We start from the raw sequence: 12,724 nt of genomic DNA on the forward strand, positions 1-12,724 counted from the left end.
TTTATTTTTGCAGCGAAGACGCGTTTGACGCTTTGTGTGCTGCCAGCAAATTTTCTGGTGGGGGCGGTAATTGTAAATAGTAGCCTTGCTCGGTTAAAGCGGCTTTCACCTTTTCGATTTCAACTTGGGCTAAATGTTCCCGTTTAGCTAAATTGAGCAAGGTAACCAGTTGCGGCTTTCCGAAGCTTTGCAGTAATAAAGCGGGGACCTTTTCGAAGTCATCACGCTTTTCAATATACAGATAAGTGCCTTCTTTACGCAGGCTACGATAAATGGCGCATAACATAGAATAAAACTACTTCACTAACTTGCCTAACAGATAGCAAGACTATAACATGAAGCTCAGGTCTTGCGTAATGGCGCCGCTTGTCGGTAACGCAAATAATAACGCTGCAATGGCAGTAATAATAATAGCAAAAGCACTGAATTTTTATGTCTGAACACACCTTAGAGTTAAAGGGCAGTTTGTTCCCTTTGTCCGTGTTACATTGTACTGATCTAAGCATTCATACTCTTGAGCCCCTTCTCGCTGAAAAACTCGCCCAAGCACCGGGCTTCTTTTATCAGGCGCCTATCGTGTTAAATCTACAAGATAATCGGAATGAGCCTGACTTTGTTGCGTTAAAACAGGTATTTACCAAATTAAATTTAGTACTGGTTGGTGTAACCGGTGCCAATAATGAGCAAAAAACGGCAGCGCAACAAGCGGGCTTAGCGGTACTACAAGCCGGTAAAGCGCAGGTCAAAGCGGCTGCGGCCGTCGTTGAAAAAGCTGTTCAACCGCAAGTAACACAGAGCACCATGGACAGCAAAGTGGTTGAACAAACCGTTCGTTCAGGCCAACAAATTTATGCTAAAGGCGCAGATCTCATTATCAAAGGTGCCGTTGGCGCCGGCGCTGAAGTGATTGCCGATGGCAACATCCATATTTATGGCTCCCTTCGGGGTAAAGCTATTGCGGGAGCTAATGGTGATCATAGCAAACGCGTGTATTGTTTTAATATGCAGGCAGAATTAGTGTCGATAGCTGGAAACTACTGGCTTAGCGATAGTCTGCAAGGTGAATTTTGGGGCAAACCGGCCTGCATTAAATGGCAGGACGAGAGCTTAGTCATTTCAGAATTAGTGTAAGGATCGTCACTATGGCAAAGATTATTGTGGTTACATCGGGCAAAGGCGGTGTCGGTAAAACCACCTCCAGCGCAGCGATTGGTACCGGTTTAGCGTTGGCTGGCAAAAAGACCGTCATTGTTGATTTTGATATTGGTTTGCGTAACCTCGATTTAATTATGGGCTGCGAACGCCGGGTTGTTTATGATTTTGTTAACGTTATCAACGGTGAAGCGAATTTAAAACAAACACTGATTAAAGATAAACGCGTAGAAAATTTATTTATTTTACCGGCATCACAAACGCGCGATAAAGACGCCCTAACCCGTGATGGTGTTGAGCGTGTACTGAAAGAATTATCTGAAGATTTTGATTTTATTATTTGTGACTCGCCAGCGGGTATCGAATCAGGCGCAATGATGGCGCTTTATTTCGCCGACGAAGCGGTCGTGGTGACCAACCCTGAAGTGTCGTCAGTTCGCGATTCTGATCGCATTATCGGTATGCTTTCCAGCAAATCACAACGCGCCGAGCATGGTAAAGATGGTATTAAAGAGCATTTGCTATTAACCCGCTACAATCCTGAGCGCGTGTTAAAAGGCGAAATGCTGAGCGTTGAAGATGTTAAAGAAATTTTAGCCATCGAACTGATAGGCGTGATCCCTGAATCTCAAGCGGTGCTTAATGCCTCTAACTCAGGGCAACCCGTTATTTTAGATAAAGACAGTGATGCTGGTCAGGCTTATTTAGATACCGTACAACGCCTGCTTGGCGAAACACGGCCATTCCGTTTTCTGACCGTTGAGAAAAAGGGCTTTATCAAAAGGATTTTTGGAGGATAACTAATGTCGCTACTGGATTATTTTCGTTCAACTAAAAAAAATACCGCCAGCACGGCCAAAGAGCGCCTGCAAATCATTGTGGCTCATGAGCGCAAAAGACGCTCTGGCCCAGATTACTTGCCGCAAATGGAACGCGATATATTAGAAGTCATTCGTAAATATGTCGATATCCCTGCAGACCAAATTGCCGTGTCATTGGAACAACGCAGTGATGAACTGTCAGTACTCGAGCTAAACGTTACTTTCCCCGATGATAAGCGCTAAGCAGCGCTTATCATCATAACTCTATGTCAAAGGAGCAGACAATGCGCAAGACCCTAATTGCCGCCGCTATCGTTGCCGCAGGCGTTGCTGGCTATTTCGCCCTCAATCAATCATCTACCAGCCCAAGCTCGTTTACCGAGCTAGACTACGTTCCTGCAGATACCGCGCTGTTTTCTGGCCAATTTACTGCTCTGGATATCGTGTCCTATTTAAAAAGTCTCGGTATGTCACCGGCACAATATAATTCTGACGAAATGCAGCAAGCGATGGCCGCATTATCTGAGAATGGCTCGCCAGCATTGAAATTTGCCATAGCCTTATTTCAAGACTACCTGACCGTATTAACATCACCAGAAACCTTTGTTGCCAACACCGGCATTATGGCCAAAACACGCTCGCTCAGTTATTTAGTTGGCGCGGCACCGGTGGTGCGTTTTGAAGTGTCTGACGCTTTAGCCTTTCAAGCTTTCTTTGAGCGCGCAGCGACCCAAAGCGGCGTCGTCTCTGAACAACGCCAGTTAGGCGAGCATAGCTATCAGGCTTATCCCTTAGGTGATGCTATGCCTGGTTTAGAGCTGTTGGTCAGTATTGATCGTGGCTGGGGTACGGTGGTTTTACACAACACGCAATTATCGGCTGAGCACCGCGCGCAAAGTTTAGCGCAAAGTAAACCTGCACAAAATTTAGGTAACAGCCAAAAGCTCACCGAAATGAGCAAGAAATATCAGCTGCATCAAGATGGCATTGGTTTTTTAAGTACCGAACAGCTGGCTTTAGCTTTAACCACTACCGATGGCAATCAATTAGCTAAAGATTTGCAGCTAACGTTTACAGATGGCCTACCTGCTGCGCTTGAAGTGTGGCACAGCGATGCCTGTCGTACTGATGCCGCCATGCTCGCGAAAACTTGGCCAGGTTTAGTAATGGATGCCAAAATTGCCCAGCAAGATAACAGCGGTTTACATATGAGCGGCACGATGCTGTGGCCTACAGAAAGCCAAATTGCTTTAGAAGGCATGCAGAGTATGCAAGGCTTTATCCCGTCGAGTTTAGCGGGTGGGATCCATCCGTCCATGTTCTACCTAGCCATGGGAACTGAGATCAGCCAACTGACCCCAGCTATTAGTAAAATGTGGGCTGGCATGACAGATCTGACGCTTAGCTGTGAGCCACTTGTGGCGATACAAGAGCAGATGAAAGCGCAAAACCCTATGATGATGTTAGCCATGGCCGGCATGGCTGCCAATGGCTTGCAAGGTGCTTCAGTAACCATTAATGGCTTTAGCATCGACATGAACACAGGGCAGCCAAAAGCGGCTGATGCCTTAGTGACCTTGTCGGCTGATAATCCACAAACCTTATTAGCAAATGCCAAAGCGATGTTACCGCCTTTGGCGAATATTACGCTGCCAGCTGATGGCGAGGATATTGCCGTAGCGGATATTTTTCCACCCGTTGCCATGCTTAATTTAGATGTACGGCTAAAGCTAAGCGGTAATCACCTCTTGTTGTATGTGGGTGATAAAGCCACCGCTCAAGCACAAGTGATTGCTAAAGAAGCCTTAAAGAAAAACGGCATGATTGCTTTTGGTATGGATTATCAACAGTTCTTTGCCGCTCTGGGTGAAATGTTTGCCATGTCAGGACAACCTATGCCTGCCGAGCTTGAATCAATGCTGCAATCAGATATGAAAATTGGCATGTCTTTTGGTGTCAACGAGCATGGTGTCGTGGTCAGCACGGAAATGAAACTGGCAGACTAAACTCCGTTTAGCGGTTACGACCACCTGCGAGATAGCTTAAGCCAGAGCCATGCTCTGGCTTTTTTATTGCTTGTTTTAGCTGGCTTTTCGCGATTGGCGCGAGTTACGCCAAGCATCATAGCTGTAACAAATTAGCCCCGCCCAAATAAAACTAAAGGTAAATAAGCGCTCGGCCGCAAACGGCTCTTGATAAAGCCAAACACCAAAGATAAACATAAAAGTTGGACCGATATATTGAAAGAACCCCATTGTCGATAAGCGCAAACGACGCGCACCGGCAATAAAGCACAGCAAAGGGATCGTGGTCACAAAGGCCGCAGCCACAAGATAAGCGTTTAACGCCAAGGTGTTGTTTAACAAATTAACGGCTGAACTCTCTGCAAAGGAGTTCCAGTACCACAGCGCCAGTGGCATTAACAATAAAGACTCAAAAAACAAACCGGTAATGGCATCGACCGCCAATTTTTTGCGTAACAAACCATAGATCGCAAAAGAACACGCCAAAGTTAAAGCGACCCAAGGCAAAGCACCAAAACTGATGATTTGCCACAACACACCTGCTGCTGCCAGCGATACCGCCAGCCACTGTAATTTACGCAAGCGCTCGCCCAAAAACATCATACCTAGTAGCACATTCAGCAACGGATTAATGTAATAGCCTAAGCTGGCATCGAGCATGTGTTTATTATTCACCGCCCAAATAAACAACCACCAGTTGCCACCTAGCAATACCGCAGTCAGCAATAAGCTAGCCAACATTTTCGGCTGACGAAACACCCTAAACGTGCTGTGTACTTGGCGCAGTGCAACAATCACCAAAGTTAATAAGAGAAATGACCAAACAATACGGTGAATTAAAATCTCCGCAGCCGGGATATAATCAATCTGTTTGAAGTATAACGGGGCAATGCCCCATAAGGTATAAGCACTGGCAGCAAATACACCACCGAGTTTTTGTTCACGCGTTAACGACATAACCACCCCGTAAATTAGCGGCCGATTATACGCACAACGCTGGGATGCGTCTGCCTCTATCTGTGCTAAGCCACGCCGGCCTGTTAGCTGCTGCAAAAACAAAGCGGTCAAATATAGGACGTTACATCAATATAAACAATAGCTTAAATAATGCAGGCCTCAGGCAAAAAAAAGCGACTAGCCAAGGCTAGTCGCTCAAGATACAGGAAAAAGTATTTCAGTAACGACTTAGTTAAAATCGTCTAATAAAATCAAACCCACGTTACCGGTTAAACCTACACCATCACGAGCAACCGCGGTGTAGATTTTGTTAGCCTCTAAGTCTAACGATAATGGCCCGATAGCAGCCGTTTTGCTACCCGCTGGAGTTACAGTAACAAAGTAAGTACCTTCGGCTAGCGATACATAACCGGTGTCGGCTTTAAATGGCACAGCTGCAAACGCAGGGGTAGCAGCGCTGATATCATTAGTAGCAGTAACATAGATATCAACAGGACCGGCTAAAGTAGAACCATGCACAATACGCACTTGTGCCTCAGTTGCAACACGACGTGGCATATCTGCTAACACTAACGGCTCAATGGTATCATTTTGCAAAGAACCCACAGCTAACACACTGTAAAACGCGCCTGCATCTAAGGTCAGGTCTGCATCAATGACCACTACACTATTATCTGCAGCCGCAGCGACTTTAACATTGTAGGTATCTGGAGCAACACCCACATAATCAGTGAAGTCAGGGAAAGATAACGCCGAAACCAGTTCAATACTGTCATTAACGATAACATCAACAGCAGGTGCATCTGAGACGTTATGTACGACGCGCACTGAAGAAGTGGTATTGGCATCAGCCACATCAAAGAAGCTACCATCTGGAGCAACCGCTAACAATGAGACAGGTGAAGCACCTGATAAACGGTTGTTGATTGCCGCTACCACTAAATCCGTGCCTGCGGCTAACTCTAAAGTACCCGAGTCAAATACAACGGTAGATTGGCCAGGAAGTGTAATACGGACACGATAGTTACCTGCTGGCACATCTACGGGCGCAGTAAAGTCTTTGTAATCAAGGGTTGCTAAGGGTGCGGTTAAGGCATCCGTTGGCGCAGTAACATGCACATCCACAGTGGGTGCTGCTGAAGCCGCATGTACAACTTGCACACGGATGTTACCCGCAGCCAGTGGCGCAACATCAGAGGTAACCACTAGCGGTTCTAAGGTTTCATTTGCAACAGAGCCAACAGCAAATACGGTGTAGTTGGTCGCTTCGGCTAACGTCACACCCAATGGGCCAATCACTGTGGCAGTGCTATTACCTGGTAAAATGGCATCAACAGCAACTTGGTATGTGTCCGGAGTCACGTTGAAATTTGCAGAACTCTGAGCATAAGCCAAACCCGATACCGCGTTCGCGCCAAAACGAATATTGACATCAGGTGCATCTGACGAGGCATGTACAAACTTCAAGGTGGCATCCGCAACGGCTGCAGGCTGACCTGGTGGTGTGATGGTTTCATCATCGTTACTGCTGTTACAAGCACTTAAGGAAAGCATTGCCACAGAAGCTAAGGAAAGTGTTAATATTTTCTTCATCATTAATACCCTTTTAATTGATAAGCCCGAAAATTTACGCTGTCTCAAAATTACGGGATCAATCGAAAAAGTTGACAAATATCGAAAGAAAACACCTATTTTTTACATAAATCCATTTAACGTTAACTAACGTTGTTGTTCAGTTAATTTAAAAGTCGATATGTGCTGGTTTGGGTAAAAACGGTTTTAGTAGCTCTGCACGCCAGCCTCGTAAATATTCAGGGACCGGTAATTGTGAACGTTGCTCATCGGACACCCGCCAACACCAATTAAAAAACTCATGCAATTGCCGACGGGTTGACAAAAATGGGGCGGGCAAACCACTACTGGCAGCGGCTTCTTTCACCGCCTGCCCCAGTTCAGCTAACACCACCTTTTCTCCGGCAAAACGGTCAAGATGATAAAAACGTTGTGGACACTGCTCTGGCGCTAACGCTTTCGCCTGCTGAATTAACTCCACTAATAGTTTGGCATGTCGACGCATATCACGAGTCGCCATGCCGGGTATATTCAATAAACTTTCTGGGGTGGCCGGGCGGCGTTTCGCTAATTCCAGCAACTGAGCATCTTTAGCCACTAAACCCAATGCCAGATCTTTGCTACTGGCATACTGAAAACGCCAACTTACGATGTCACGTAATACCGCTAATTCACGACTATTTAATTGGGTACTGTTTTTAATCTCTAAAAACTTAAATTGATCAGGCAATTGATGCTGGCGACGTTGCAGTAATTGTTGCCCTTCCGCGAATAAAACCTCGAGTTGCTGCGGGGTTTTAAATTCACTAAGCAAACGTTGATATACATCGAGCAAATATTTTACATCATTCGCAGCATACGCTAACTGTGCGGGCGCTAATGGCCTTGCCAACCAATCAGTACGCGCTTCACTCTTATCGATCACCGCGCCGGTAATTTGCTCGACCAACCGAGCATAGCCAATACTCCCACCCCAACCGATCACTTCTGCTGCAAGTTGAGTGTCAAACAAGGGAGTGAGCTGCGTAATATTAATGGTTGCAAAAGCTTCTAAATCTTCGGTGCAAGAATGCAGAATTTTACAAATATGCGGCGCTGCAAACAACGTTTGTAATGGCGTCCAATCATCAATCGCCAGCGGATCTACCAGCGCAAAATGCTGGCCATCAAATAATTGAATTAACCCTAACTTCGGTGACAGGGTACTTTGCCGGATAAACTCAGTATCAACCGCTAAGCTAGGCTGCTCTGCTGCCTGCAAACAAAAACGGGCTAAACTTTGATTATCACTAAGCAACGACATGGTGTTCTCTCTTCAAAAAATAAAGCCGGCAATCGCCGGCTCTAAGTACTAACCGCGTAATTCGCGGCGTAGTATCTTGCCTACATTCGTTTTGGGTAATTCCTTGCGGAATTCTACCAGTTTAGGCACTTTGTAGCCCGTTAAATGTTGCTTACAGTGCGCAATCACTTCTTGCTCGGTTAAAGAAGGATCTTTTTTCACGATAAACACTTTAACCACTTCACCCGCTACGTCGTTTGGAACACCCACTGCGGCCACTTCAAGTACTTTATCGTTCATGGCGACAACTTCTTCAATTTCATTAGGGAAGACGTTAAAGCCCGACACTAAAATCATGTCTTTTTTACGATCGACAATATAAAAGAAACCTTGCTCATCCATCCGAGCAATGTCACCAGTGTAAAGCCATTCCTCTTTGATGGTTTTAGCGGTTTCCTCTGGGCGGTTTAAATAACCCAGCATCACTTGTGGGCCACGCACTAACATTTCACCTGACTCACCTAGGGCAACATCGTTACCGTTATCATCAATTAAACGGATGTCTGTAGACGGTGCCGGTAAGCCAATGCTGCCGTTAAAGTCTTCTAAGTTCACCGGGCTTAAAGTAACCAGTGGGCAGCACTCCGTTAAACCGTAACCTTCCAATAAGCGACTCTTAGTGACTTTTTTCCAACGTTCAGCGACTGGCCGTTGCACCGCCATACCGCCACCCAGAGAGAGTTTTAGCGTACTAAAATCCAGTTTGTCAAAACCTGGCGTATTTAACAAACCATTAAACAAGGTGTTGACGCCCGTGATCGAGGTAAACGGAAATTTAGCGAGTTCTTTAACAAAGTTGGGCATATCACGTGGATTGGTGATCAGTAAATTGGTACCACCTAGCTTAAAGAACACAAAGAAATTCGCCGTTAACGCGAAGATGTGGTAAAGCGGTAACGCCGTGACAACATACTCTTTTCCTGCCACTAAAAAGTGATCTAAAAAGGCGCTGGCTTGCTCTAAATTTGCCACCATATTGCGATGGGTTAACATGGCGCCTTTTGATACGCCGGTAGTCCCGCCAGTATACTGCAAAAAGGCAATATCTTCACCGCTGATGTTCGGTTTTTGCCATTGCAGCCTAGCACCTTCTTTCAGCACTTGTTTAAAGGGAATGGCTTTACGCAGTTGATAGGCGGGCACCAACTTTTTCACGTGTTTCACAACAAAGTTAACGACCGAACCTTTGACACTACCTAACATATCACCCATCTTGGTTAAGATGACATGTTCAACTTGTAATTGTTTTTCTACCGCCATCAGCGTGTGCGCAAAGTTATCGACGATAACAATGGCTTTGGCTTTAGAGTCTGACAGCTGATGTTGTAATTCCCGAGGCGTATAAAGGGGGTTTACGTTGACTACGGTACAACCGGCACGCAAGGTTCCCATTAACGCCACTGGGTATTGTAAAAGGTTAGGCATCATAATCGCGACAGCGTCGCCTTTAACCAAACCCAAGGTATTTTGCAAGTACGCGGCAAAGGCTTGGCTTTGCTGATCTAACTCACGATAAGTAAGACTCTTACCCATATTGATAAAAGCGTCTTTATCGGCGTAAGTTTCAATACTACGGCTAAAAATGTCGTTTAATGACGAATAATGATCGGGATCAATTGTTGCCGGCACACCTTCAGGATAACTCTCTAACCAGACTCTATCCACCGTCTACTCCTTTTTTGAAGTTTTTCTATCTGGTCGCTGTCAGGCGTCTATGCTGTATTCTGACAAAACCATTTATCGTTATAGTTGTGTTGATGTTGAACAGTAGTTACTGTTGCCATCTAAATACTGAGTTTTTACTCTAGGTTAATCATCCCATAAATGTCTGCAGCAGACAATCAATCTAAGCTGTCGACGTCTTGTGGTTTAATAAATTTCAGTGTCATGCGATCACTTTCACCAATATTTTGGTAAAAATCGCGATCTTCTTGTCCTAATGCTAACGTTGGCGGCAAGGTATAAACCCCTTTCACATAATCTTTGGTGTCTCTTGCATTGGCATTAACTTCACTACGGTCAATTAAATGAAAGCCAATCGCCTCAGCTACAGCGATTAAATAGGCTTCATCGGTATAACCTTCTACGGCATAACTGGTCAGTTCGGTCACTTTAGCAGCACGGTGCTCAACCATTCCTAAGATGCCGCCCGGTTTGAGTACCCGAAACATATTTTCTAACGTTGCTCGCAAATGTCCTGCCTGATCCCAAATATGTACATTGCGAAAGCTCAATACCATATCAAATTGGTCAGCGGCTAGTTGCGGAATAAAGTTGGGGGGATCTAACGCGACGCGAGATACTTGGCCAAAAGTGGCCTCTTGCTGCAATATGCGCTGCTCTAATCGGTTGGTCAGTCGAGACCAGAACACACTTTTTTCACCCGCATTATTGCTACCATCTAAACGAAAATGCGCAATCGTCAGTTGCCCTTCATCTTTTAAAAACGGCGCCAAAATTTCGGTATACCAGCCTCGTACTGGCCAAATTTCCAAAACGGACATTTGCGGCTCAATACCAAAAAACATTAAGGTCTCAACTGGATTGCGGTATTGGTTGCGCTGCAAGTGAGCCTTTCCACGCGAACGACCCTCAGACAATTCGGTCAAACGCTGCTGCCACTCGGTGGCATTATTAGCAATGCTAGGCGTAGGCATTAACGCCAGTAATAAACCTAAAGACACTATGCTTGTTGTTATTTTTTTCATAGTAAAACCTTGCTTCATAACATTATTAAGATGCGGACTCTGGATAAGGAACTGCGATCAAACAATTCGCTTTAAGATAACGCCCTATTTGCCCAAAAGTCCAGCAAAAGCACCCTGCATACTGGCATCATTTTTTAGCCAGTTTGCCGCAAGCGCCTTGGTGTTGTCATATTCATCCGTTAAACTATAAATACTTCTCTGTTGTTTAAATACACAAGGTATCTGATGCGCGCATTATTACTGCTACCCATAATTGCTTTTGCCTCAACCGCCGCAACTGCAGCGCCAAAAAATATCATTTACATGATAGGTGATGGTATGGGCCCCGCTTACTTAACGGCCTATCGTTATTATCAACACGAGGGGGAACACCCTGTCGCTAACACGATATTTGATGATTTACTCAAGGGTACCGCTAGCACCTACCCTGACGACGACACCCTGGTTACTGACTCTGCAGCAGGTGCTACAGCTCTGGCCACTGGCGTAAAAAGCTATAACGGCGCTATATCAGTCAATCGCCAACACATACCGATTGGCACTATGATGCAACTGGCGAAACATCACGGTAAAGCTAATGGTGTGGTCGCAAGTTCTCAGGTTAACCATGCCACTCCCGCGTCCTTTTTAGCCCACAATATCAGTCGGCAAAATTACAATCAGATTGCAGATATGTACTTTGACTACCGGATCAACGGCAAGCCGGTCGCTGATGTAATCTTAGGCGGTGGCACTCAGTTTTTTATCCGTGAAGATCGGCATCTGGTTAATGAATTTAAAAACGAAGGTTATCAGTACATCGATAATTGGCAGCAACTTGATTCGCTGACTCGCGCACCGGCACTGGCACTGATGGCTGACGTTGCGTTACCTGCTGCACTTAATGCGACTGAACCGAGACAACTAGCGACACTGACCAGCAAAGCTCTACAATTGTTGAGCCCTGCTGAAAAAGGTTTTATGTTGATGGTAGAAGGCAGTCAGATTGACTGGTGTGGCCACGATAACGACATCGCGTGTGCCATGGCTGAAATGGATGATTTTGCCAACGCTATCGCGGTTGCTAAAGCCTATGTCGATGCCAATCCTGATACCTTATTAATTATTACTGCTGATCACGAAACCGGTGGCATGTCTTTAGGGGCGGCAGGCAAGTATTTATGGTTACCAGAGGTCATTAAAGGGGTATCAGCTACGGGGCGTAAAATAGCAGATGAGCTTAACGCTGCCCCAGATGACAACACCGCGCTAGCACGCTGGCTAGCTCTTACCAAGATCCAACTAACCAAAGAAGAACAGCAACAATTGTTAGCTGCTCGGGGCAAAGAGCAAAAAGCCTTACGCGAAGTGGCGGTTAAACTTGTGGCTCAATATTCTTACACCGGTTGGACAACAGGCGCCCATACCGCGGTGGATGTCCCCGTCATGGCTTATGGTAAAAACAGTGAAGATTTCCACGGCTTTATGGACAATACCGATATTGCTAAGCAATTAATCAAGTATATCAGTAGCCATTAAGCCTTTGCGGGCTTAAAAACGCCTAGTATTTATTTTTGCCGGATAGTTAAGTGATTCTGAGACAACACTTAACTATCCAGTATTAACTTGCGCTTTGTTGTTTATTCACTACCTAGACCGGTTAATTGCTCGCGTAACTTTGGGGCGCTGGTATCGTTGTGTAGCCATATATTAAAAAACGCGGGACCAAAAATGTTATCTTCAACCACCCCAGTTTTAGTGCCATTAAAATAAAATTCGACACTCGAATCCGCTAACAGCACTGCCGCTAAACGATCACCCTCTTTTACATCACGCCACAAAGTCTTTAATTGTTCAGCCCAGTCAGCTTGTTGCTCAGGGGTGCTTTGTTTCAGCTTTTTCCACTCATCAACTGTTGCCTCGATGAACTGATCACGGCTAATCTTGCGTTTATAAGTTAACTCTAACAATAACGGCGAGCTTTGCTGGTAATCGACATAACGGCCATCGCGGGTCGCTAAACGTGCATCGTATAACTGCCAAAATAAATAACGGTAACTTCCTTGGCCAACGGTCTCAAGTTGCGGAACCGCGAACAACGGGAATGACACACCCAGTGCTAAAACAATACCCAATAACTTACGCATAGCCCCTCCAAATAACTTGCCA

General features: G+C 45.5%; 12 protein-coding genes. 5 read left to right on the top strand and 7 right to left on the bottom strand.

What is annotated here, in order from left to right:
- Window position 1: 1 nt before the first annotated feature.
- Complete coding sequence (locus tag ORJ01_RS02440) at window positions 2-286, bottom strand: YcgL domain-containing protein (protein WP_306176860.1); 285 nt, start codon at window positions 284-286, stop codon at window positions 2-4.
- 146 nt (window positions 287-432) lie between these two features.
- Between ORJ01_RS02440 and minC the strand changes: the two genes are divergently transcribed.
- From minC to ORJ01_RS02460, 4 genes are read left to right on the top strand one after another with little or no spacing between them, the layout of a single operon-like run.
- On the top strand, window positions 433-1,131 hold the full coding sequence (gene minC / locus ORJ01_RS02445) for a septum site-determining protein MinC (RefSeq protein WP_306176861.1): 699 nt from the start codon (window positions 433-435) through the stop codon (window positions 1,129-1,131).
- Window positions 1,132-1,142: 11 nt separating this feature from the next.
- Window positions 1,143-1,952, top strand: a complete 810-nt coding sequence (minD, locus tag ORJ01_RS02450) for a septum site-determining protein MinD (RefSeq protein ID WP_229585014.1) — start codon at window positions 1,143-1,145, stop codon at window positions 1,950-1,952.
- 3 nt (window positions 1,953-1,955) lie between these two features.
- A complete protein-coding gene (gene minE / locus ORJ01_RS02455) occupies window positions 1,956-2,216 on the top strand; it encodes a cell division topological specificity factor MinE (protein WP_226749891.1) in 261 nt (86 codons plus the stop codon).
- A gap of 41 nt (window positions 2,217-2,257) precedes the next feature.
- On the top strand, window positions 2,258-3,979 hold the full coding sequence (locus tag ORJ01_RS02460; protein ID WP_306176862.1) for a hypothetical protein: 1,722 nt from the start codon (window positions 2,258-2,260) through the stop codon (window positions 3,977-3,979).
- Window positions 3,980-4,054: 75 nt separating this feature from the next.
- Here ORJ01_RS02460 and rarD read toward each other — a convergent pair whose 3' ends face one another.
- The 5 genes from rarD to ORJ01_RS02485 form a co-directional block, all read right to left on the bottom strand.
- A complete protein-coding gene (gene rarD, locus ORJ01_RS02465) occupies window positions 4,055-4,954 on the bottom strand; it encodes an EamA family transporter RarD (protein WP_306176863.1) in 900 nt (299 codons plus the stop codon).
- A gap of 228 nt (window positions 4,955-5,182) precedes the next feature.
- Entirely contained in the window at window positions 5,183-6,550 is a 1,368-nt protein-coding gene (locus tag ORJ01_RS02470) for a DUF4397 domain-containing protein (protein WP_226749888.1), read from the bottom strand.
- 145 nt (window positions 6,551-6,695) lie between these two features.
- Window positions 6,696-7,829 (bottom strand): ribonuclease D, encoded by a 1,134-nt coding sequence (gene rnd / locus ORJ01_RS02475; RefSeq protein WP_306176864.1) that lies wholly within the window; start codon window positions 7,827-7,829, stop codon window positions 6,696-6,698.
- Between the two features lie 48 nt (window positions 7,830-7,877).
- Window positions 7,878-9,533 carry a long-chain-fatty-acid--CoA ligase FadD gene (gene fadD, locus ORJ01_RS02480; protein ID WP_306176865.1) on the bottom strand — a complete coding sequence of 552 codons (1,656 nt, stop codon included), beginning with the start codon at window positions 9,531-9,533 and terminating at the stop codon, window positions 7,878-7,880.
- A gap of 176 nt (window positions 9,534-9,709) precedes the next feature.
- Window positions 9,710-10,576 (bottom strand): class I SAM-dependent methyltransferase, encoded by an 867-nt coding sequence (locus ORJ01_RS02485; RefSeq protein ID WP_306176866.1) that lies wholly within the window; start codon window positions 10,574-10,576, stop codon window positions 9,710-9,712.
- A gap of 225 nt (window positions 10,577-10,801) precedes the next feature.
- Here ORJ01_RS02485 and ORJ01_RS02490 point away from each other — a divergent pair, with 225 nt between their 5' ends.
- A complete protein-coding gene (locus ORJ01_RS02490) occupies window positions 10,802-12,094 on the top strand; it encodes an alkaline phosphatase (RefSeq protein WP_306176867.1) in 1,293 nt (430 codons plus the stop codon).
- Window positions 12,095-12,195: 101 nt separating this feature from the next.
- Here ORJ01_RS02490 and ORJ01_RS02495 read toward each other — a convergent pair whose 3' ends face one another.
- Entirely contained in the window at window positions 12,196-12,702 is a 507-nt protein-coding gene (locus tag ORJ01_RS02495; RefSeq protein ID WP_226749883.1) for a chalcone isomerase family protein, read from the bottom strand.
- Between the last annotated feature and the right edge of the window lie 22 nt (window positions 12,703-12,724).

Source organism: Alishewanella sp. SMS8, assembly GCF_030737935.1.
GTDB lineage: Bacteria > Pseudomonadota > Gammaproteobacteria > Enterobacterales > Alteromonadaceae > Alishewanella > Alishewanella maricola.